17 protein-coding genes are annotated in these 22090 nt (G+C 55.0%); 11 read left to right on the top strand and 6 right to left on the bottom strand.

Features of this window, described 5'->3' with window-relative positions:
• Positions 1–139: 139 nt before the first annotated feature.
• The 9 genes from ACP7IZ_RS02085 to ACP7IZ_RS02045 all read left to right on the top strand — a co-directional run bounded on the left by ACP7IZ_RS02085 (position 140) and on the right by ACP7IZ_RS02045 (position 12545).
• Positions 140–2425 carry an RNA degradosome polyphosphate kinase gene (locus ACP7IZ_RS02085; RefSeq protein WP_426847628.1) on the top strand — a complete coding sequence of 762 codons (2286 nt, stop codon included), beginning with the start codon at positions 140–142 and terminating at the stop codon, positions 2423–2425.
• Between the two features lie 97 nt (positions 2426–2522).
• Complete coding sequence (locus ACP7IZ_RS02080) at positions 2523–4013, top strand: Ppx/GppA family phosphatase (protein ID WP_426847627.1); 1491 nt, start codon at positions 2523–2525, stop codon at positions 4011–4013.
• Positions 4014–4183: 170 nt separating this feature from the next.
• On the top strand, positions 4184–6502 hold the full coding sequence (locus tag ACP7IZ_RS02075; protein WP_426847626.1) for an adenylate/guanylate cyclase domain-containing protein: 2319 nt from the start codon (positions 4184–4186) through the stop codon (positions 6500–6502).
• Complete coding sequence (locus ACP7IZ_RS02070) at positions 6499–7395, top strand: MlaE family ABC transporter permease (protein ID WP_426847625.1); 897 nt, start codon at positions 6499–6501, stop codon at positions 7393–7395. The genes ACP7IZ_RS02075 and ACP7IZ_RS02070 overlap by 4 nt, the downstream gene beginning before the upstream one ends.
• A gap of 1 nt (position 7396) precedes the next feature.
• The gene (locus ACP7IZ_RS02065) at positions 7397–8098 is read left to right on the top strand and encodes an ABC transporter ATP-binding protein (RefSeq protein ID WP_426847624.1); all 702 of its coding nucleotides are present in this window, start codon (positions 7397–7399) and stop codon (positions 8096–8098) included.
• Complete coding sequence (locus tag ACP7IZ_RS02060) at positions 8098–9048, top strand: MlaD family protein (protein WP_426847623.1); 951 nt, start codon at positions 8098–8100, stop codon at positions 9046–9048. The genes ACP7IZ_RS02065 and ACP7IZ_RS02060 overlap by 1 nt, the downstream gene beginning before the upstream one ends.
• The gene (locus ACP7IZ_RS02055; protein ID WP_426847622.1) at positions 9045–9983 is read left to right on the top strand and encodes a hypothetical protein; all 939 of its coding nucleotides are present in this window, start codon (positions 9045–9047) and stop codon (positions 9981–9983) included. The genes ACP7IZ_RS02060 and ACP7IZ_RS02055 overlap by 4 nt, the downstream gene beginning before the upstream one ends.
• A 28-nt stretch (positions 9984–10011) precedes the next feature.
• Entirely contained in the window at positions 10012–11388 is a 1377-nt protein-coding gene (locus ACP7IZ_RS02050; RefSeq protein WP_426847621.1) for a discoidin domain-containing protein, read from the top strand.
• 122 nt (positions 11389–11510) lie between these two features.
• The gene (locus tag ACP7IZ_RS02045; protein WP_426847619.1) at positions 11511–12545 is read left to right on the top strand and encodes an ion channel; all 1035 of its coding nucleotides are present in this window, start codon (positions 11511–11513) and stop codon (positions 12543–12545) included.
• A 5-nt stretch (positions 12546–12550) separates the two neighbouring features.
• On the opposite strand, the gene ACP7IZ_RS02040 is transcribed toward ACP7IZ_RS02045, so the two are convergent.
• A complete protein-coding gene (locus ACP7IZ_RS02040) occupies positions 12551–14755 on the bottom strand; it encodes an FUSC family protein (protein WP_426847618.1) in 2205 nt (734 codons plus the stop codon).
• A 111-nt stretch (positions 14756–14866) separates the two neighbouring features.
• Positions 14867–17053 (bottom strand): FUSC family protein, encoded by a 2187-nt coding sequence (locus tag ACP7IZ_RS02035; RefSeq protein WP_426847617.1) that lies wholly within the window; start codon positions 17051–17053, stop codon positions 14867–14869.
• A 241-nt stretch (positions 17054–17294) separates the two neighbouring features.
• On the opposite strand from ACP7IZ_RS02035, the gene ACP7IZ_RS02030 reads away from it, so the two are divergent.
• On the top strand, positions 17295–17669 hold the full coding sequence (locus tag ACP7IZ_RS02030) for a YidB family protein (protein WP_426847616.1): 375 nt from the start codon (positions 17295–17297) through the stop codon (positions 17667–17669).
• A 73-nt stretch (positions 17670–17742) separates the two neighbouring features.
• A complete protein-coding gene (locus tag ACP7IZ_RS02025) occupies positions 17743–18270 on the top strand; it encodes a hypothetical protein (RefSeq protein WP_019090011.1) in 528 nt (175 codons plus the stop codon).
• 27 nt (positions 18271–18297) lie between these two features.
• Here the strand turns inward: ACP7IZ_RS02025 and ccmI are convergent, their stop codons facing one another.
• The 4 genes from ccmI to ACP7IZ_RS02005 are packed head-to-tail and all read right to left on the bottom strand — an operon-like array spanning position 18298 to position 22077.
• Positions 18298–19029, bottom strand: a complete 732-nt coding sequence (gene ccmI, locus ACP7IZ_RS02020) for a c-type cytochrome biogenesis protein CcmI (RefSeq protein ID WP_006116090.1) — start codon at positions 19027–19029, stop codon at positions 18298–18300.
• On the bottom strand, positions 19026–19517 hold the full coding sequence (locus ACP7IZ_RS02015; RefSeq protein WP_006116089.1) for a cytochrome c-type biogenesis protein: 492 nt from the start codon (positions 19515–19517) through the stop codon (positions 19026–19028). Before ACP7IZ_RS02015 ends, ccmI begins: the two co-directional genes overlap by 4 nt.
• Positions 19514–20095: a DsbE family thiol:disulfide interchange protein gene (locus tag ACP7IZ_RS02010; protein WP_063353840.1), complete on the bottom strand. Its 582-nt coding sequence runs from the start codon at positions 20093–20095 to the stop codon at positions 19514–19516. Before ACP7IZ_RS02010 ends, ACP7IZ_RS02015 begins: the two co-directional genes overlap by 4 nt.
• Entirely contained in the window at positions 20092–22077 is a 1986-nt protein-coding gene (locus tag ACP7IZ_RS02005) for a heme lyase CcmF/NrfE family subunit (protein WP_426847615.1), read from the bottom strand. The genes ACP7IZ_RS02010 and ACP7IZ_RS02005 overlap by 4 nt, the downstream gene beginning before the upstream one ends.
• Positions 22078–22090 lie beyond the last annotated feature (13 nt).

Below are 22090 nucleotides of genomic sequence, written 5' to 3'. Positions count from 1 at the left end.
GTTGTGATGTTTCAGTTTTATGACAATCATCACCAGATTGATGAGCTGAACTTTTCGCGCTGCCTACGTTTGCGTAAAGCTTTGCTTGCCCCAAGGCGGGAAACGGGGCGCATGATGCAGCACAAGGAAAGGAAGAAACGTGACGGCGCAGGATAAAAAAGAGCAGGCCCCTGTAAAAGCTCGTTCACCAGCCCGAAAAGCAGCGCCCAGAAAACCTTCTACCCGCCCACCTCGGCAGAGCAGAAAAACGGCAGAGCGGAAGATCACTCTGGAAATGCCGGAACGGTTTATCAACCGCGAACTGTCTTGGCTGGATTTCAACCAGCGCGTGGTGGAAGAGGCCGATAACGCCCGCAACCCCCTGCTGGAACGTCTGCGCTTTTTATCTATCAGCGCCAGCAATCTGGATGAATTCTATTCCGTGCGTGTGGCCGGGCTTGTGGGGCAGGTGCGTGAGGGGTTGACCAAACTTTCCCCCGATGGCCGCACCCCCGCCCAGCAGCTTGAGGCTGTGCGCGAACGCTGCGCCCGCCTCCTGCGTGAACAGCAGCGAATCTGGACAGAACTGCGCGGCCTGTTGGCAGAAGCCGGCGTAGAGCTGTGCGAACCTGACGCGCTGACAGAGGCTGACAAGGAACATCTGGCCAAAATCTTTATGGACAGGGTGTTTCCGGTTCTCACACCTCTTGCGGTGGACCCTGCGCATCCGCTGCCGTTTATCCCCAATATGGGTTTGGCGCTGGGTTTGCGCCTGCTTTACGCAGATACGGGCCTGTTCGCCATGAACGCTCTTATTCTGCTGCCTGCGCAGATAGAGCGTTTTATCCGCCTGCCATCTCCTACCCCGGCAGCAGATGCAACAACCCCGCCAAAGGTGCGCTTCTTCCGTCTGGAAGACCTGATTACCCTGTTTATTGATCGTCTGTTTGATGGTCTGGAAGTGGGTGAAAGCGGTGTGCTGCGCGTGGTGCGCGATACCGACGTGGAATTTGAAGATGAGGCGGAAGACCTTGTCCGCTCCTACGAAACGGCTCTAAAGCGCCGCCGCCGTGGGGTTGTTATCCATCTGGATATGGAAAAGCGGGTGCCGACGGAACTGGCAGAAGCCATTGCCTCGGATCTTGATTTGCCGCCCGATGAAATTGCCGTGCATTCCGGCATGATTGGCGTGGTGGATCTTAAGCAGATGATTGTGGATGACAGGCCAGACCTGTTGTTCCCGCCCTATACCCCGCGCTTTCCTGAGCGTATCCGGGATTTCAACGGTGATTGCTTTGCCGCTATCCGCGCCAAGGACTTGCTGGTGCATCACCCGTTTGAAAGTTTTGATGTGGTGGTGCAGTTCCTGCGGCAGGCAGCGCTGGACCCCAACGTGATTGCTATCAAGCAGACGCTGTATCGCACATCGCGCGATTCACCCATTGTAAAGGCGCTGATTGAGGCGGCGGAGTCCGGTAAATCCGTCACCGCCATGGTGGAATTGCGCGCTCGATTTGATGAGGAAGCCAATATTCGCCTTTCCCGCGCGCTGGAAGCTGCGGGTGTGCAGGTCGTGTTTGGCTTTGCGGATTTAAAAACCCACGCCAAGCTCAGCCTTGTGGTGCGGCGAGAAGGTGGGCTTGTGCGCTCTTACGCGCATTTTGGCACAGGCAACTACCACCCCATTACGGCCCGTATTTATACAGATCTTTCCTTCTTTACGTGTGATCCGGCATTGGCGCGGGATTCTGCGCGCCTGTTCAATTACGTTACAGGCTACGCCATGCCTGCGCAGATGGAGAAAATTGCCTTTTCCCCCATCACCATCCGCAGCACATTGAAGGAACTGATTCAGGAAGAAATTGATCACGTTAAAGCGGGTAAGCCCGGCAGCATCTGGTTGAAGATGAATGCGCTGGTGGACCCGGATCTGATTGATTGCCTGTACAAAGCCTCCTGCGCGGGGGTGAAGATTGTGGGTGTTGTGCGCGGCATTTGCTGCCTGCGGCCTGGAGTTCCCGGTCTTTCAGAAAACATCCGCATTAAATCTATTGTCGGGCGCTTTTTGGAACATTCGCGTATTTTTGTGTTTGGTAACGAACATCGCCTGCCATCGCGCTATGCCAAGGTCTTTATTTCCTCGGCAGACTGGATGACGCGAAATATGGATTGGCGCGTGGAAAGCATGGTGCCCATTACCAACCCCACCGTGCATGCGCAGGTTTTGGGGCAGATCATGGTATCCAACATTCGTGATACCCTACAATCATGGATGCTGGAGCAGAACGGAGAATGGCGGCGCGTAAACCCCGGAAACCGGCCTTTTTCCGCACATGAATGGTTTATGACACATCCTTCACTTTCCGGACGGGGCTCCGCCGCGCATGACACACCTATCCGCGCCCCGGCGTCTTTGACCTCTTCACAGGACTTGCTGATAGATTGATGTCTGAAATCATGAGCTTTTTTCTTGCGTCGGGATTATCCCATCCCCGTTGTTCCAAGCTGTGCAGCCAGTTTTTGCAAACGGGGAGGGGCTTTTGATGGAAGCTGATCAACCGTGCCGTTCCGCAGTGGTGGACCTTGGCTCCAATTCCGTAAGGCTTGTGGTTTTTGAAGGGCGTTCACGCAATCCGCTTCCCATTTTTAACGAAAAAGCCGTGCTGCGTTTGGGGCGCGGGCTGACTGAAACCGGAAAGCTGAATGAAGAAGGCGTGGCAATGGCAAAGGAAGTGCTCAGCCGCTTCCATGCCATTGCCCGCGCCATGAAGGCCGATCCGTTTGAAATTCTGGCAACCGCTGCTGTGCGGGATGCCAGCAATGGGCCTGCTTTTGTGCAAGCCTTGCGTGAAAGCATGCCCGGCGTGCCCATTCGCATTCTTTCTGGCAAGGAAGAAGCCGATCATTCCGCTATTGGCGTTATGTGCGGTATTCCCGGCGCTTCCGGTCTGGTGGCCGATGTGGGCGGTGGGTCTTTAGAGCTCATTCGCCTTACGCCACAAGGGCGGCATGATGCCACAACCCTGCCACTGGGCATGATCCGGCTGGCGGATCGTTCTGGCCGAGATCTGGATAAAGCCAAAACGCTGGCAGATAAGGATATTGGCGGCGTAGAGTGGTTGCCCAAGGTAAAGGGCGGCACACTTTATCTGGTGGGTGGGGCGTTCCGTGCGTTGGCGCGGCTCCAGATTGCGCGCACGCAATATCCGCTCAACATTGTGCATTATTATACGCTGGATGTGCAGGAAGCGCGGGAGATGACGGGCTGGCTGCAAAACAGTTCGCGCCGCAGTTTGGAACGTCTGCCCGGGGCACCACGCAAGCGGTTGGATGATACGCCTTTTGCAGCCATGGTGCTGCGGCGGCTGATGAAAAAGGTGCAGCCGGATAAAATTGTCTTTTGCGTGGATGGCCTGCGTGAGGGCTGGTACATGCTTAAGGTTGCGCCGGATATTCTGGCCCAGAACCCGATGGATGTGGTGGCGCGTGAAATGTGTGCCCGTTTTGGGCGCAGCAATTCACTCCCTTACGCCTTGATGCAGTGGACAGATTTTTTGCGGCCGGAGGAAACGGCAGAAGAAAAATACCTGCGGCATCTGGCCTGTTATCTGTCTGATATCGGCAGCCACGATCACCCCGAATATCGGGCGGAGCAAACGTATTGGCGTATCTTGCGCGTGCAGAGTGGTGGGTTTGACCATCCTTCCCGCGCATGGTTGGCGTTGGCGCTGGCTATTCGTTACGCAGCAGATCAGCAGGCACTTTTCCTGGCAACGTCTCGCGCATTGTTGAGTGAGCAGGACTGGAAAAGCGCCGTGGTGCTGGGGCTGGCCCTGCGGCTGGCTTATTCTCTCTCCGGCGGTGCAGGGCGGTTGCTGGAAGGTACATCCCTTGAATGGGAAGAAGATGCGCTGGTGCTGATCCTGACATCTACCCGTGTGGCTGTAAAAGGCGAGAGCGTGCGCCGCGGGCTGGAACGTCTGGGCCAAGCCTTGGGTGTTGCAACACGTTTCGAGATTGAATTGGTCGGCTGATATGCCCTAAACAGGATACAGGTGCGGGGTGGACAACCCCCATCTATCGGGGCACATTACGGTTTATACATCCTGATATGGTGCAGTGGCACGGTTGGTTAGCCGGCTTGCTGTAACTGTCTGCCAGAATCAGGTTTTGAATAACCGGTAAAGCAGCGGAACCTTATCTCGTGTCTTCTGAAGAGATCATAGATCCCACAGTCCAGCACGATGCTTCTGTCCGAAGGGTTCTGCTGCACCTTGTTCTGCCATTTGTTGTTACGGTTATGGCCGTGCTGGCCATTGCGCTGGTGGGGGTAAATTCCTACCGCACCACCAAGGAAGGCGTTTCCACCCTTACGCACCAGCTTATGGGTGCTGTGCAGCAGTATATTGTGCAGCAGGTTACAGATTATATTCTGCCTGCCGCAACCGGTAATCTGATTGCTTCGGGCATGATAGAGCATGCCCCTGCACAGGTGGAAGACAAGGTTTTTTATTCTTACGGCAGCACCATGTTGCGGAAGATTCCGCAGTTGCAGTCTTTTTATTTGGCGGATGATGATGGGCATTTCATGCTCATCGCCCGTGCAGCGCAAAAAGGTGTGCAGGAGCATGTGCGCCTGATTGAAAAAAACGGCCACACATATTTCCATCACGCATTTTGGGATGATAGCGGGCAGAAAATTTCCGAAACGGAAGAAGATGCCAAGGGGTATGATCCACGTACGCGGGATTGGTATAAAAATACTGCCGGAACAGATAAAGTAACGTGGACAAAGCCACACCTGTTCCCCACCACCAGCCAGTTTGTCATGACCAGTTCTTTGCGGTTCAAGACAGACGCTGGCCATACAATGGTGTTTGCCACCAATATTTCCCTGAACGAACTCAGCTCTTATCTGGATCAGATCAAGGTTGGTAAAACTGGCTCCGCCATGATTGTGGATAGCAAGGGCCTGTTTATTGCCGGTAAAAATCTCACGCAGCAGGCCAAGGCCGCAGGGTGGGACCCAGATAAAATGGTACTGGACCGCAATGCCTACCCGGTTTTTGCGTTGGGGTATGATCATTACCGTGTGCGTGGTGTTGGGCCACGGCATGTTACGTGGGATGGCACGGATTACATTACCATTGCCGCAGCTTTGCCACGCTATTCCGATAGCTGGATTTTGCTGATGGCCGCGCCCGAAAGTGATTTCGGATCCTTTGCACGCCAAAGCAGCCACCAGAGCTTGCAGTTTTTGGCCATTATTACGGTTTTCTCGCTTGTGCTTGCAGGGCTGCTGGTGCGGCAGGTGCGGCGGACAGAATACAGCACGCGCCTTTTGGGAAAACAGAAAGAGCAGATCCAGCGCGAAAGCTCTGCTGTGCAGCAGGTGGCCGTTGCGCCGCGTTTGTTTGACCCCACGGTGGAACCTCTTAGCCTGACAGAACAGTTAACGCTTGTAACAGGTGCCCGGCGTGCCACGCTTTGGCGTTTCCTGCATGATGGCGCAGCTATGGTGTGTGAAGATGCGTATGACCAAACGCAAAACACACATTCCGGCGGTTTTGAAATGGCCCGTACAGAATTGGGGCCGTTCTTTTCCGCGATAGAGGAAGGGAATGCGTTCTCGGTTGAAAATGCAGCCGTGGACCCGCGCACCACGCGGTTTGAACGTTTAACCATGCGTGAACTGGGCACAAAAGCATTGGCTGTATGCCCCGTGCATGGCCCGCATGGGGTGGAGGGTGCGATTATGCTGGAAGATCCGCATCTTCAGCCGCATCTGCTTTACTTCCTTGATCTTATGGCCGGAGTGGCGGCCCTGCGTTTTGCCGCACAGGTGCAACTGCTCAATAACCAGACCAGCCAAATTGTAGATGCCGGGCAGCAGGTTGCTACCTTGGATGCGCCAGCGCCTAAATCTGATAATATACTGATGAAGGCGCCAGAAGCCGCAGCCGTTAATTCTGCCAGTATTTATCCGTCTGTTGCTGTGTTGGTCATCACATTCTCTGACCCCGTAGTGGAAGGGGAAAAAGAAACCGAGGCCCTGATCGCGCTTATCAATCAACTGGCGGCAGATGTGCAGTCTGTCGCGCAGGAAGAAAAACTGTTTGCCGTAGAAGTGGCGGGCCATCGCATGATCTGCATGGCGGGTTGCCTGCCAACGCCAGATGTTACAGCCATTGTTCGTATTGCAGATGCTGCGCTTAAAATGCGTGAAATCTTCATGGCGTCTCTGGCCGCAGCAGATCTGGAGCCAGTGTTTACCATGGGCATTGATTACGGCCCGGCATTTGGTGGCGCGGTTGGGAACGAACCCAAGGTGTTTAACCTGTGGGGGCAAACCGTCTCTTTGGCTGAGCTGATGGCACAGGGGGCGGCAGATCCCGGCACTATTCAGGTTACAGAGCGTGTTTATGGCGTGTTGCGTGACAGGTATCTGTTCCGGAGCCGTGGCTCCTTCTTTGCACCGCATCTGGGGCTGGGGCGTGCCTATACATTGGCGGCAAGGCGATGAGCGGGAGCCAGCAAACAGGCGGCCCCAATCTGCCGTCGGATGATGAACCAGACCTGATTCTGCAAACAGATGCGCATAAACCTGCCAAGCGTGTTCCGCTGCACGAATGGATACGCAGAAAGCTGGCATGGATTGGCCGGCTTGTGCGCAGGCAGGCACGGTTTTTTCTGGTTGTTCTGGGGGCAGGCTGGGGCGTTATTTTTGAGAGCTTTCGTTCTCACGCATGGCGCCGCACGGTAAGGTACGAATTTGTAACCACCATGAACAACATTATCGGCGGCGGTGTAAGTGCATCACTGTTTGCCGGTATGCTTACGGGTGTGGCTGCTGTTTCTCAGGTTATTTACTGGTTGGGTTTGACCGGCCTTGCCAAAATGACAGGCTCCATTCTGGTCAATGTGGTTATCCGTGAAATTGCACCCATTCTGGTGGGCATTCTGCTGCTGGGGCGCAATGGCATGCTGTCCGCCACAGAGCTAGGGCTGCTGACCATTGGCGGGCAGGTGCGGTCTATGCAGTCTGTCGGGATGGACCCGTTCCTGCTGCTGGTTCTGCCGCGCACGCTGGCGTTTACCGTAGCTGGGTTTACGCTGGGCATTCTGTTTTCCATGTCATCATTGATAACCGGGTATGTCATGAGCCGTATTTCCGGCGTGATTACAAACCCGATCTGGACATTTCTGGATGATGTGGCTGCGGCCATGTCTGTAACCGATTATGCCGTTATTCCGCTTAAATTTATCATGGTTGGTTTTGTGGTGGGGCTTGGCGGCTGCCTGACAGGCCTGACCGCCACCAATGAAGATTCACTACGCACCTTGCTGCCACGCGGCTTTTCCCGCGGGATGCTGATTGTGATGATGGTGAGCGTTCTGTTTAGTCTGGATCTGTAAGATGGAGACGTATTCAGCAGGCCCACTTCTGGAATTAAACAAGGCGGTGCCTTCCTTTGAGGATAGCGGCCTGCCGCCAGTGCCCTTCAGCATGAAGCTGATGCCCGGTGAATGTATGATTGTAGAAGCGCGAGACCCAAGCCGCGCCACCATGTTTGCAGATTTGTGCAGCGGTATGGTGGAGCTGGAAAGTGGGCAGGTCAGCTTTATGGGGCTGGATTGGGCCAACCTGCAAGATCGGGAACTGAACGCACTGCGCGGGCGTATCGGGCGCATTACACGCCGGGCCAGTTGGGCGGAGTTTATGCCCACGCACTTGGGTATTATTTTGCAGCAGTTGCACCACACCACTCGCACTTTGGATGATCTGGTGGCAGAGGCTGTGCGGCGTTCAGAAAGTTTTGGCTTGCCGGGAGTGCCTACAATCAGCCCATCCTTGCTTTCTGATACGGATCTTACGCGCGTTTCATGCGTGCGGGCTTTTATGGGGCAGCCACATTTGCTGCTTTTGGAAGACCCGCTGGAGGGTGGCCCGCCCGAACTGTACAACTCTTTCCTATCTTCGGTAACAGAGGCGCGGGATAGAGGGGCAGGCGTAATCTGGCTGGTGCGCAGCAATGCCGTTTGGCAAAGTTACCGGCAGGGTATTACCTCCACATGGCGTCTTGCTGATGATGGCCTAGTAGCAGTACGGATGGCATAATGTTCCAGCTCCGCTTAAGACAGAAAGTGAAACCTCTTATTTCTCTGCGTTATGCAGATGAATGGGTTGGATTTCTTGTTCTTCTCAGCCTTGTTATTTTTGCAGGCGCGGTGATTGAAGCCGGCGTGCTGCGAGATTGGTTAACCCCGCCAGCACGCTTGCGCGTGGTGCTGCCAGCTTCTGGCGTGGGTGGCCTTACGGTTGGGGGCGATGTGCAACTTATGGGTGCGCATGCCGGCACCATTCGTTCCATTAAGCTCAACCCGTCTGGCAACATGTATGCGCTGGTGGATCTGGACCCACAGGCCAAGCCGTTTATCCGGCGTGATAGTTCGGCCATTATCCGCAAACAGTTAATTGTAACAGGTGCCGCTTATCTGGATCTCAGCCGCGGGCATGGGGAGCCAATGGATTGGAGCTACGCAGTTGTAAGCGCAACGCCAGCGCCCAACCCGGCAGACCAGATTACCGCTACGCTCAACAGCATTCAGGCCGAAATCATGCCCGCACTGGCAAGTGCACGGCACATGATGGCACAGCTTGATGGCACCATTAGTGATATGCACGCAGGCAAGGGCACAGTTGGCCAGTTGATGACGAATGATCAGCTGATCAAACAGGCAGAAGCCACTATTGTTTCGCTCAATGGGGTGATTGACCGCCTGAAACCGATTGAAAACCAGATTTCTGGCATCATGAACAAAACCGATGCCACAGTGGCAAACCTGAAAGGGGCCTCGCACGATTTAAAGGGCGCAACACCGCATCTGCCGGGTATTGCGGCTAATCTGGATGCCAGCACCGCAGATCTGCCAGCATTGCTGGCGCAGGCGCAAACCACACTTTACGGGCTGGAAAAACTAACAGACCAGCTACGGGGCATGTGGCTACTGGGGGGACAAAAAGTGATACGGCATAACCGTCTGTCACCTAAGCAGGTGCGGCCATGAGATATTTTTCTCCCGCTGCGGCTGTTTTGTGTTTGCCTCTTTTGTTGGCCGGGTGCGGCGGTGCTGCGCAGGATAAACCCACCGCGCAGGATGATGCCGCATGGGATCAGGCCATGACAGCCGGGCGAGATTCCTTTGAGCTGGGGCGTTATACTGTGGCCGTTACGCAGTATCGCAAAGCCGCAGATCTGGCTTTGCTACGGGATGATGTCAGCGCGATAACAGAGGCAGGGTATGATCTGGCAGTAGCGCAACTGGCAGCAAACACGCCGGATAAAGCTTTGCAAACCGCACAGGCTACACGGCAGGCCGCTGGTGTGCGTGGGCAAACGCAATTGTACTCGCTTGATCTGGTAGAAGCCGCTGCACATTACAGGCTGGGCCATTACAGTTCTGCCATATCATCCGCCACACAGGCTATGCAGTCATCCGATAGCGCTTTGGCGGGCAGGGCAGCTTTGGTGCTGGGGCTTGCTGCAGATGCGCAATCTGATAGCGCAAATCTGCAAAAAGCTGCGGCTTATCTTGCAAGCCTTAAAAAGCCGCTTTCTGCCACACAGCAGGCAGATCAGGCGGAAATTCAGGCCCGTGTGTTACGCCAATCCGCACCACAGCAGGCAGAAGCCTTAGCCGTGCAGGCGGCTGATCTGCGGCGTAATGATGGATCTTACCGTGATATGGCACGGGCACTCGCACTTGCCGCACGTATTGCTTCTGCTCAGGGGGATCAGCAAAAAGCCCGCGCGTTGTGGGAACGTGCAGCGCAAAGCGCGGCAGCGCAGTCTAGCGGCTTGAACCGGATGGATGTGCAAACACTGGCGCATGGTTCCATCACCAAAGGCAATTACGTGCCACCAGAGGATGATGCCGCAGCTTGGGCGCGAGATGCCGGAGGTGTTTCCCTGCGTCCGTTTGAAGAAAAAGACGCACAGTAAAACGTGTAAGGCGTAAGCGGCTGGGGTAATGCAGCGGAATCTGATTATTGCACGCTGTGGTGCTCACTCCCTGCACCCAGAATGGTTGAAAGGGGGCGTGCCGGAATGGGATCTGGTTTTATGCCCGTTTCAGCCAGTGGATATGCAAGGCCTTCCCGGCCAGATAGTGCCGGGCCATAAGTGGGATGGTCTGTATCGTTTTTTAACAGAGTGGGATGGCTGGAAGCAGTACGATTATATCTGTTTTCCGGATGATGATTTGTTAGCTACGGCAGAAACGTGGAACCATTTTTTTGCTGCGTGCAGGCAGTATAAAGCCAAATTGGCGGCTCCGGCACTTACGCCGGGTTCTTTTTGTAGCCACCTTTCCACTTTGCAGAATCAAAATTTTGTGGCGCGCGCCTCTACGTTTGCAGAAATTATGGCGCCATGCATGCAGCGGGATTTTTTGCATCAGGCGCTGCCCACTTTCCGTTTTTCACGCGCAGGCACAGGGTTCGGGCTGGATCTGCTTTGGCCCATGATGCTGGGTTGGCGCGATATATGGGTTATGGATGCCAGCCCAGTAGAGCATACACGCCCAGTGGGGCAGCAGAGATCTTCCGCATTGGGGGAAATCAGCCAGTATGATTTTCGCTTTATTGCAGGTTTGGGCGTAGTAGGGGCCACGTGGTCTTATGGGGGTTACACGCAGCAAGGCACGTATCTGGATTATCAGGACAGCCGCTTTGCAGACCTTTATCGGCAGGGCTACGCCTATGTGCAGCAAAAGTATCCGCAATACTGGCCAGAAGTATGTGCGTTTCAGTCCTGTGCGCCCCCGCAAGCCAGTGCGCAGGTGCTTGATAGGCTGGAACAGGCTCTGTTTCATTTAAACAAGGATACCGGAAACATTCTTTCCCGCCATCGGCCCGCCATGTTGTCCACCGTATCACAATGGTCATGGTCTCATGATGCTGCGCGCGAAGCCTCTGGTGGGAACGATGGGCTGATAAACGGCGGATATGGTTTTCATACAGATTTTGAAGATGATCCGTGGTGGCAGGTCGATCTGGAGCAGATGTGCAGGGTGCAGGACGTTGTGCTGTACAATCGGCTAGATCAAAAAGAATGCTGTGTGCAGTTGAATATTCTTGTCTCTCATAATGGCACAGATTGGCACACGGTTTTTACCAAACGGGATGATACGCATTTTGGCGGCGCGGATTCTGCGCCCTTGCATGTGGTTTTACCCAAACCCGTCATGGCGCGTTTTGTGCGGGTGCAAGCCCTTGGGCACACGGTGCTGCATCTGGATCAGGTAGAAGTGATAGGCACGCCCAGCAGCATGAGGGCGCAAAACGGTTTTTTTGAAAAGATTATCTACAAAACCGCACGTTTTCTAAACGCAGCCCGATCTTCATAAAAACTTAGCGTTTTTATCTATTTTTGGCGGGAGTTTGCAGGGGTTCCATGCAGAATTGTTGAGGCACGCTAAGGCTGTGCCGTGTATCACCGCAACAGAGGGCGCATCCCCATACCGGGCCGGTGCGTGGAGCGGTGATTATGAAAAGACTATTGCGCAAGTACAGGAAGAAAAGCCAGATTGATAAGGAAATTCGCCACACGCCGTTAGAGGATGTGGGTGGGTCTTCTGCAGCGCAGAAAAAGAAGGAAAGCGGGCGTTTTTCTTTAAGCACGCGTGAAGCCGCTAAGCGTTTTAGAGCGCATGCGCTGGTAGAAGAAAAAGGCCACCACGATGTTGTGCGTGTGGGGCTGAAGGATAGCGTATGGACAGATTTGTACCATCACGCCCTTACAGCAAGCTGGCCCGCTTTTACGGCTGTGGCTGTGTTTTCTTACCTGCTTATCAATTTTATATTTGCGCTGCTGTATATGGTGGCACCAAACCAGATTACGAGCGACGGCCAGCATACTTTGCTTTCACTGTTCTTTTTCAGTGTGCAAACGCTTTCCACCGTGGGTTACGGCGGCATGACACCTGTTGGCATTTACGCTAATGCCATTGTCTCGTTGGAAGTGTTTATCGGCATGATGTTAACAGCCGTGGCAACCGGCTTGCTCTTTGCCCGTTTTGCCCGGCCACGTGCCCGTATCATGTTCAGTAATACCGCTGTTGTCAGCAGTGAAAGTGGTATTCCCGCGCTGTGTATTCGTATTGCCAATTTGCGTGTCAGCGTCATTCTTTCTGTGGATGTAGAAGTAGCGCTTTCCCGCTTGGTTATGGGGGAAAATGGGCATCTGGTGCGCAAGTTTGACCAGCTATTACTTGTGCAATCTCATGTGCCGGTGCTGCGGTTTGCCTTTGTAATGGCGCATGTGATCGGGCCGGATAGCCCCTTACACGGTAAAACAATGGCGGAACTGGAAACCGAGGAAGCCGAAATTATTGTAACAGTTACCGGCACGGATGAGGCCTTGGGCCAAACAGTGTTTGCCAGAACGGCTTACAGGTTTGACCGCGTGCGCAATAACCATCGGTTTGTAGATATTGTGGTCTCTCGCCCAGATGGCCGCATTGCGGTGGATTACACGCGCTTCCATGATGTGGAGCAGCACTAAAGGGTTTAGGCCGCCAGTCGCTCCGGGGCATCAGCAAGGTGAAAGCGCTGGGTGATATCCATAAATGCGGCATGGGCTGTAAACTCATGCTGCAACACCTCCAGCGCCCCTATGGCCCGCACAAGGTCTATTTGTTGGGATAGGTTTCGTTCTACCATGGCCGCAGGCAAAAGGGCCTGCATGGCGTGGGCAGAAGCAAGGGCCGGGGCCTGTGTATAGCCTTTGATGTGGCTGATTGTTTCCAGCACATGCGCAATTTGCTGGCCTTGATCGGCAGATAAAAGCTTGTGAGACAGCACATTGTGCAGGCGCAAAATAAGCAAACCAGTTGTCATCGCGCTCATAGCGCCGGTTAGGTAGGCTTCCACCAGGGCATTCGGGTGGGTGCCAGCATGGCGGATAATCTGCGCAAGCCTGTCTCCCGAACGTGCTATCCATTGGGCGGAGGTAAATGTCAGGCGGCCTTTGGCCATCAGGCGTAAATCACGCACCACTTTGCGGCGCAGCCTCCAGCGTTCTCCCGCCGCATCAAATGGCAGCACAAGCCGAAACACCCATATTCCCAACCCAATACCCAGAACAACAGCAGGGGTGGTGTTAAACCATGTCAGCTCATCCATGCGGTTATGGTTGGCTGGCCCCACCATAAAGGGCAGGAAGTTATTATAGGCCGCTGCTGTGCCTGCAATGCTGCCGGGGGCCCGCAAGGCCAGCCCACCGACCAACATGGGGAAAAAGAGTGATGCCAGCAGCGTTTCTATCCCAGACTGCTGCGGCAACACCACAAAACAGAGAACAAAGGAAATAACAGCCGCCCATACCGCGCCACGGAAAAAGCCGCTGGCCGCATGTACCGGATTTTCAAAGGAAGAAAAGCGCGTGCTGGTAACAGCCACAAACATGGCAAGGGTAGAGCCATCCGGCCATGCCGTAATTTCCCATAACAAACCACCCGCGCAAATGGCTGCGGCAGACCGGATGCCGTTATTGGTGGCCAGAAGCACATCTTTTGCAGGATGACGGTCAAACCGGAAGTGATCAGACCTGCTGGGGGTTTGGGTGGCAATAAAGTGCTCCAGAACAAGGTCCAGTTCCATCAGCAATTTGGCCAAAGCGGATTCCAGAATACGCCCTTCAAGCAAATCACGCCGTTGCTGTTGGGTGGTGGGGGCATCTTGCTGTTGCAGAAGCTGGAACCTCACCAGCCGGTCTATGCCACGTTGTTGGCTGCGGGTGCGATAAAGCCGGATTTGGGCGCGCGCCCGTGTTGCCGCCGTTATGGTGGTATCCTGTTGCAGTTCTGCCGGTAATACGGTGAGAAGCGTGCAGATATCATCAATAGCGTGTTGAAAATCTGATGGCACAGGGGCGGCTGCTTGCATGTGAATATGCAGTGTCATCCCGCGGGCCAAAAAGGCGGAAACAGCGTTCAGGCTGGCGCGTGCGTGGTCTCCCGCATGGTTGTGAGGGCCCATTTCAATTTCACTGAACTCTGTCTGATCTGCCAGAGATGGAATGCTGCCCAGCAAAGCGCGAGAGCGTAGTAGCCCATCGGGCTGGTTGCGCAGCAGCCCTTGCACGCCAGAGCATGCCCCCTGCAAGGCACCTAGCAAGCGCTCTCGCATTTCCTGCTGGGCTACGTGCTCAAGGCGTGGGGCAAACAAGGCAGCCAGCAGGCTTTCGCACACAATACCCAGCGTAATGTAGGTGGTGCGGGAAAGCGCGATCATGAACACGTTGTCAGGCTGGTTGGCGGCACTCAGCACAATAATAGTGGTGGTGAAGGACACAAGAACCAGCGCGTAAGACCGAAAATTGCGCAGAAATGTTGCAATGGCACAGCAACCACCAGCCCATATGGCCAGAAAGGGAAAAACAAGCCACGGCTCCTGCGGAAACGCAGCCAAAAACGCAATACCAGCTACAGCGCCAATACAAGTGCCAATCAACCGCCATTTGGCTTTGGAAACACTTTGCCCGCGAGAGTTCTGCGCCACAATCCATGTGGTCATGGCGGCCCATTGGGGGCTGTCCATTTCCATCCACAAAGCCAAGCTAAGAGCAATAAATGCCGCTACGGTGGTGCGCAGGGCAAAGCCCAGATCAGCCGGGGCTGGGGCAATAAGCCATGCCAGGGGGAAGGAAGACCCGCTGTGTATTCTGGCATGCAGGCCGCGATACGATTGGAATGGAAATGAAAATGAAACCACGCAGCCCGATGCCCCAGATTGAAGACGTTGTTATAACAACTTCTTGAGCATCTGACAAAAAAAGAGCCGGAACAAAAGTCCGGCTCTTTAACAGCTTGATTATAGGTGCGTTTATACGGCGCGGTAGGGCTTGGAAGCATCCAAAAATACAGCGTTGGCATCCAACTCGTGCGAGACCACAATCAGGTAGGCAATGGCGCGCGTAAGCTCGATACGGGTAGAAATATTGGGCTCCATTGCTTCCATGCGGCGCAGGGCAGATGTTGCAACCCTTGCTGCGTGTGCCGTGTGGCCATATTTGCCGGTAAAGCGGCTCATACGCTTCATAACAATTTCAATGGCGCGTTTGGCTGCTGGTGGAATCTGGTTGCGTTTAAGCAGCGTGCGCAAACGGATAATATTGAGCCCGATGGTCATGGCAGCCAGCGTGCCCTGCAAGCAGCCTTCAATGGTGGGGGAAGGCGTAGGGCCGGCATGGCGGATCAGGCGGGCAAACCGGTCAATGTTGCGGCCAATCCAGTCTCGCGTTTCAGGCATGGGCTCGGCAGATGCCAATGTGCGCAAATCATGCAGCATAGTGCGGCGCATGCGCCAGCGTTCTGCATTATTGTTAAAGGGCAGCACGGCCCGGAAAATCAGCACGGCAAAAAACACGCCCAACAACACGGCCGCGGTGGAGTTAAACCACGCCACTTCGTTCTGGCGGCCTTGGTTGAGCGGGTGCACAAAGTTTGGCAACAACAGCGTATAAGCGGCAGAATGCAGGGCTGTGCCTGCGTTACGGGCTGCCAGGCCGCCTGCAATCATGGGCAGGGCCAGCGTGCCCACCAGCATTTCGTAATCTGCCTCTGTCGGCAGTACAAGAAATACCAGAAAGAATGAGACAATAGCCGCCCATATGCCACCGATCATGAATTGTGAGGAGGCAACAACCGGGTTTTCTCGCGTTGCAAACAGCCCGCAAACAATGGCCACAAAGGTAATAAAGCCCAAACCTGCGGGCCACGCTGTACATTCCCACACCAGCCCGGCAGCCGTAATGGCCACCATGGCACGCACACCATTATAAACGGCCTCGCGCTTATCTACGTGGGCTTGCAAACGGAAGTGGAAGTGATCCCCACGAATAAAGTGCTGGCTGGCATCATATTCCCGGATGGCCTGTTCCAGTTCACCCAGCAGTTCATCCAGCGCGTTGTGCAGAATGCGGCCATCCAACAGGGCGGGAATGTCCGTATCATTTGCGGGGTTGTCATCAAACGCCGTGTCAATTTCCTGCGAAAGCGCATCGACCACCCGCTGATGGCATTCAGCGCGCAGCAATTGCAGATCATGCAACAGCTCCTGCACGCTTTCATCAGAATCAAGCCGGTTGGGAACGGTGGTCAGAAACTCGCTCACATGGGCTGCTGTCTCACGGAAAGCGGGCTGATCTGTCTGCACATATTGCAGGCGCACAGCCATGCCCAAACCGCGTGAAAGCAGCACGGAAACGGCTGCCAGTGCAGCGCGTGCATGGTCACCTTCATGCCCGTGTGGGCCCATTTCCACTTCGGAAAATTCGATCTGGTCATTAATCGAAATCAGCGGGCCAAACATGGCGCGTGAACGCACCAGCGCTTCCTCATCCCCCGCCAAGAGGCTGGAAACAGAGGTGGACACGTTGGAAAGTGCCGTACGCAGTTTATCACGCATATTGCGGCGGGCTGTTTCGGCCAGATTATGGGCAAACAGGCCTGCCAACGTGCCCTCGCACACAATGCCCAGCACAATATAGGATGCGCGGGACATGGCCGTCATAAACACGTTTTCTGGGTGCGGAATGGCGCCAATGGCAATAATGGCTGTGGTGTAACCGGCCAGCACCAGTGCGTAGGAGCGGAAGTTACGCACCAATGTAGCCATGGTGCAGCATGTGCCAACCCAAATAGACAGAATGGGGAAGAACAGCCACGCATTCTGGTTAAAGGCCGAAATAAGGGTAATGGACATCACCACCCCTATGGCCGTGCCCACCAGACGCCATCTGGCCTTGGAAAGACTTTCCCCGCGAGAGCCCTGCGCCACAATCCATACGGTCATGGCCGCCCATTGCGGGTCATCCAGTTCCATCCACAGCGCAATCACCAACGCAAGCAGGGCTGCGGCAGTGGTGCGCACGGCAAAACCGATGGCGGCAGGTGTAGGAGAGATCAGCCAAGCAAAAGGCAACTTCCCGCGTTCACCCGGCCGGTGCAGGGGGCGGAAATTGCGCAGAGGGCCGATCCGGTCAAGGATAAACATAGGGAGACTGGGCACGGCGACTATTTTATCCTGACAACGAAAAACAGGGAGGAACGCCGCACAGGGTAGCCTGATTCCCTGCTTTTTCCTTGTGGGTTCAGACGCATATCAGCTATCAGTCTTCCGGCGATGAACGCGCGTGGGATCAGAAATTATTTATAAATCTTGCGCATATAAGCTATCATGTTCCCAGATAGAAAAATACTGTGAATATACTATGTTCGCAGTTGCAGTAAGATAAACGAAAGTAGGCGCGATGTCTGATTTCCTTCAAAACATTCTTGGTAAAGTAGAAAGCGCTCTGGGCGTGGATGTGCAGGGGGCATTGCAGCAGCAGTTGCAGTCTTTGCTACAGCCGCAGAATCTGGAGGCGCTGCTTACGCGGGCAGATCAGGCCGGGCTGGGTGATAAAGTGCGTTCATGGGTGAGCCAAGGTGGTAACGTGCCTGCTACTCCGGATGAAATTCAGACCATTCTGGGTAGCGATATGGTGCATAACCTGATCGCAAAAACAGGCCTGCCCGCAGATACGGTGCTGACGGCTTTGGCACATTTTCTGCCTGCCGCAGTGGATAAGCAGACCCCACAGGGCGTGCTGCCAGAAGCCGGAGCAGAAACCAAACAGGCGTAATATTTTCTGCACGCCTGCAATGCGCATGTGTTGAAGGCGTGCATCCTGCGCATGAATCCGGTAGAATTACGCCATGGATTTGGGCGAACGTATTAAACGCATGGATAGCTGGCTGCTGGATGAAGTCTGCCAGCCCTTGGCAGATAAATTGCCAGAACGTCTGACCGCTTTTGAAGTGGGGATGAGCTGCCAGCTCGGCTCTTTGTTGCTATCTGCTGTTTCCATTATTGCCGTGTTTGTTGTGACCGGCATGAACGATTTTGGAAACATGATCTTTAACGTGCTGGTATGGGCGTTGTGCGTTACGTTTTTTATAGGGTTGGGCCGCCTGCGCGTATTGGTGCAGCCGGGCAAGGCCAACCCTTTGCGTTACATGCTGATTAGCGTGCGCATTATCTCTATTCCGTTTACATTTTACGTGATTTATCAAGCCATTACATCGCCGGTAACGTTCAGTTCGGCCATGTGGTTTAATGCGTTTTCTAATATTGTTTTTGTAGTTGGGCTGTATTTTATTTCCTGCCAGCCCCGTCCACCCCAGCGGCGGGCGAAGGAAGAAATCTGGGGCCGTGTTATAGCCCCAGAAGGTAGCGGTCTTTAACGCTTAAAATGATATGACGAACGCCGATCAGGGGTTATCCTGATCGTGCTCTCCTTGTGCAATGCGTGCCTGCACCGCACTGCGCCATGTGGCATCCTGTGGGGCCGCATCCAGCGCCTTGCGGAAAAGTGCGAGTGCTTGCGGCGTAACCTGATGGTTGGTGCGCGTGATGGCTTCTGCCGTACGGGCGGCCAGTTCGGCATCAAAACCCATATCCAGAGCATGGTTCCACGCATCTGCGGCTTCTGCATAATGCTCGCGAGAGGCTTCAACCTGCCCAAGAAGCAGATAGCCTTGGCGTAGCGCAGGGTCACCTGGTGGTAGGGTAGCCAATGTCTGCTTCAGGCGGGCAACCAGCATATCATTTTTTGTGTCCTGCATATGCTCGGCCGCAAGGCGTGGGCCAAGTGGCTGCGCGGGCAGGGAAGGCACGCCATTTGTCAGATACAGGCCTACGGCCAGCACAGGCGCAAGGCCAAGGCCAATCCAGCCTGCTGTGGCGGCACGGGAGTTATCGGCGGAGGATGGCGCTTTATCTGCCGCCAGAATGCGACGCTGAATTTCCAGCCGCGCAATTTCATGCTCAGTTGGGGCAATCAGCCCGATTGTCAGGTCACGGTCCACTTCTGCCAATTGGGCTTCGTGCAGGGCAAGAGCGGCGCTGCGTTCATCCCGCACGGTGCGGGTGCGTTTCCATAATGTGGCGCAGGCGGGGGCCAGAGCCAACAGGCTGAGCAGGGCAATGGAAAGCCAGATCATGGGGCGTTATCCTTATCCTTTGTCAGCTGGGCCAGCCGGGCTTTTTCTTCTTCTGTGAGCGGAGGTGGAGAGGGCGGAGCAGCCGCGCGGCGGCGATAAAAGATAAGGGCCGATACAAGCCCCAGCAGCAGCGCCAGAACTGGCATGCACCATAACAGCAAGGTGCTGAATGAAAATGCAGGTTTCAGGCGGATAAAGTTGCCATAGCGGTTTACCATCCAGTCCATAATTTGCTGGTTGTTTTCACCCTTGGCAACGTGTTCACGCACCACACGGCGCAGGTCTCGCGCTAAGCCAGCACTACTGTCCTCGATAGATTCGTTTTGGCAAACAAGGCAGCGCAGTTGGGAGCCAATGGCTTCAGCCCGCGCTTCATCCTGAGGGTTGGGCAGCATTTCCATGGGGTCATCCACCGCCAGCACCAGTGCAGGTGCCGCAATAAGGGAGAACCCAACGCAGGAGGCTGCCAGAAAACGGCGCATGTTCATGGCGTTTTCAACTTTTCAACCAAAGGCAGAAGTGTCTGGCTCAGAATGTCATCCGTAAGGGGGGCTGCCGTGTGCCAGCGGATAACGCCACCGGGGCCGATTAGGAATGTTTCTGGCACGCCAGAAATACCCCATTCAATACCCACCCTGCCTTCATGGTCACTTCCAAGACGGGAGAACGGGTTGCCGGAATGCTTAAGAAAGTTTTCCGCATTTTCTGGCCTGTCCTTGTAGGCAATGCCCCACATGGTCAGCTTGTCTTTGAGCGTCATCAGGGTTGGCATTTCCGCAAGGCAGGGAATGCACCACGATGCAAAAAAGTTCACCAGCACAGGCTGTGTCAGGTTGCGTAAGTCCTGCGTGTTAAAGCCCTGCATGGGGGGCTGATCTGGCAGCGTGAAATCTGGCACGGGCCGGTTAAGCACTGGCGCATTGATATCATGCGGGTTGAAGGAGCCATGCTCCATACCGGAAAGCATTTTCCAAAACGCAACGCCCACTACGCCAGCCCCTGCCAATGGCAAAGCCATAAGCAGCCGACGGCGGGAAGCATTGGGGGGTGTTTCTGAATTGCTCATGATGCTGCACTCATTTCGGCAGAAGATTTGGCACGCTGCGGCGCACCCACACGGACACGACGGTCAGACAGGGAAAGCGCGCCACCAAAAGCCATAACCAGCGCACCCAGCCACATCCACGGAGCTAACGGATTATAGTGCAAGCGCAGCACGTAAGTTGGGTTGCTATCCGGCCCATGTTTGTCACCCAGCACACCGTACAGATCTGCCAGCAGGTTGGTATGGATGGCCACATCGGTTGTGGTCTGGTTTTGCGTATTAAAGCTGCGTTTGGAAGGGTGCATAACGGTTACAAGGTGCCCGTTGTGTCGCACTTCTAACGTGCCCACCATGGCGGTGTAGTTTGGCCCCGGTTCCTGCTTTACGTTTGTAAGTGTCCAGTCATACCCAGCCAGATGTTCTGTGGTGCCAATGGGCACTTCCACAATTTTATGCTGGGCCTGAGACATGGCGGAAAGCCCAAGCACCGTAATGCCCACGCCAATATGTGCAATGGCGGTGCCAATAATGGCGCGGGGCAACATACGTGCACGCTGAATGCTTGTGGCAAGCGGTGCACGGAACAGGCGCACACGTTCTACAACATCCGTAATGGTGGATGTAATAATCCAGATAGAAGCTGCGGCGCACAGAATTGGCAGAACGCCAGAAAGGCGAAAGGCTGCAACGGCGCAAGCAATGGCGGTGATAACAGCGGCAACCCATAGCTTTTGCAAAATGGGCCAAAGCTGCGCACGCTTCCACGGCAGCATGGGGCCAAACCCCATGAAGATGAAAAGCGGCAGCGCCAGCGGAATGGTGGTGGCATCAAAAAACGGTTTGCCCACAGAAATGGTGCGGTCAAACAGCAGGGACATAAACGGCGGATACATTGTACCCGTTAGCACTACGGCGCAGAGCGAACACAGCAAAATGTTGTTCAGCACCAATGCCCCTTCGCGCGAGACCGGGGCAAACAGCCCGCCGGAGGTAAGCGAAGGTGCGCGATAAGCAAATAGCGCCAGGGAGCCACCAATCACCACAGCCAGCAAGCCCAGAATAAACACACCGCGTGCAGGGTCATTCGCAAAGGCATGCACAGAGTTCAGGATGCCCGAACGCACAAGGAATGTGCCGGAAAGCGAGAACGAGAACGTGCCAATAGCCAGCAGCACTGTCCAGATTTTAAGGGCTTCGCGCTTTTCCACCACAATGGCGGAGTGAATAAGGGCGGTGCCAGTTAGCCACGGAATGAGCGAGGCATTTTCCACCGGATCCCAAAACCAGTAACCGCCCCAACCCAGCACGTAATAAGACCACCAAGACCCCATTGCGATTCCGCAGGTTAGGAAGCACCACGCGGCCACGGCCCACGGGCGCACCCAACGGCCCCATGCGGCATCTACCCGGCCTTCCAGCAAAGCGGCAATGGCAAAGGCAAATGGCACGGCAAAGCCGACATAACCCGTGTAGAGAATAGGTGGGTGGAAAGCCAGGCCGGGGTCTTGCAGCAGGGGGTTCATGCCCTGCCCATCCATAGGCGCAGGCCAGATACGGGCAAATGGATCAGACGTGGTAAGGCAGAACAGCTCAAACCCGGTGGCCACCAGCCCCAGCACGCCAATGACGCGGGCGCGCAGGGCAGAAGGCAGGTTGCGCCCAAAAGCGGCAACAGCCGCGCCGCATAGGCCCAGAATAAGCGCCCACAAAAGAATGGAGCCTTCGTGGTTCCCCCACACGCCGGTAATTTTATACAGCAGCGGTTTGGAAACCGCGCTGTTGGCCGCAATGTTCTGGACAGAAAAATCATCCGTAACAGCGGCATAAACCAGGCAGAGAAAAGAGGTTAGCAGCGCAATAAGCTGGCCAATGGCAAGGCCGGGGGCCAATGCCATCAGCCGCACATCGCGGCGGCGTGCACCCATAAGGGGGAGAATACCTTGTATGGCAGCAAGCACGCAGGCCAGCGCAAGGGCGTAGTGTCCGAGTTCGGGGCTCAGCATGTCAGGGGGTAGG

Origin of the sequence: Acetobacter sp. AAB5 (assembly GCF_050106715.1) — a bacterium.
Lineage (GTDB): Bacteria > Pseudomonadota > Alphaproteobacteria > Acetobacterales > Acetobacteraceae > Acetobacter > Acetobacter oryzifermentans.
The sequence above is the reverse complement of the archived record's forward strand: the minus strand, read 5'-3'. Positions and strand labels throughout refer to the sequence as shown.

Excerpts from the sequence above, each read along its gene's own strand:
- ACP7IZ_RS02080 (WP_426847627.1), top strand. The coding sequence starts at position 2,523 with ATGGAAGCTGATCAACCGTGCCGTTCCGCAGTGGTGGACCTTGGCTCC.
- ACP7IZ_RS02070 (WP_426847625.1), top strand. The coding sequence starts at position 6,499 with ATGAGCGGGAGCCAGCAAACAGGCGGCCCCAATCTGCCGTCGGATGAT.
- ACP7IZ_RS02065 (WP_426847624.1), top strand. The coding sequence starts at position 7,397 with ATGGAGACGTATTCAGCAGGCCCACTTCTGGAATTAAACAAGGCGGTG.
- ACP7IZ_RS02060 (WP_426847623.1), top strand. The coding sequence starts at position 8,098 with ATGTTCCAGCTCCGCTTAAGACAGAAAGTGAAACCTCTTATTTCTCTG.
- ACP7IZ_RS02055 (WP_426847622.1), top strand. The coding sequence starts at position 9,045 with ATGAGATATTTTTCTCCCGCTGCGGCTGTTTTGTGTTTGCCTCTTTTG.
- ACP7IZ_RS02050 (WP_426847621.1), top strand. The coding sequence starts at position 10,012 with ATGCAGCGGAATCTGATTATTGCACGCTGTGGTGCTCACTCCCTGCAC.
- ACP7IZ_RS02030 (WP_426847616.1), top strand. The coding sequence starts at position 17,295 with ATGTCTGATTTCCTTCAAAACATTCTTGGTAAAGTAGAAAGCGCTCTG.
- ACP7IZ_RS02025 (WP_019090011.1), top strand. The coding sequence starts at position 17,743 with ATGGATTTGGGCGAACGTATTAAACGCATGGATAGCTGGCTGCTGGAT.
- ccmI (WP_006116090.1), bottom strand. The coding sequence starts at position 19,029 with ATGATCTGGCTTTCCATTGCCCTGCTCAGCCTGTTGGCTCTGGCCCCC.
- ACP7IZ_RS02015 (WP_006116089.1), bottom strand. The coding sequence starts at position 19,517 with ATGAACATGCGCCGTTTTCTGGCAGCCTCCTGCGTTGGGTTCTCCCTT.
- ACP7IZ_RS02010 (WP_063353840.1), bottom strand. The coding sequence starts at position 20,095 with ATGAGCAATTCAGAAACACCCCCCAATGCTTCCCGCCGTCGGCTGCTT.
- ACP7IZ_RS02005 (WP_426847615.1), bottom strand. The coding sequence starts at position 22,077 with ATGCTGAGCCCCGAACTCGGACACTACGCCCTTGCGCTGGCCTGCGTG.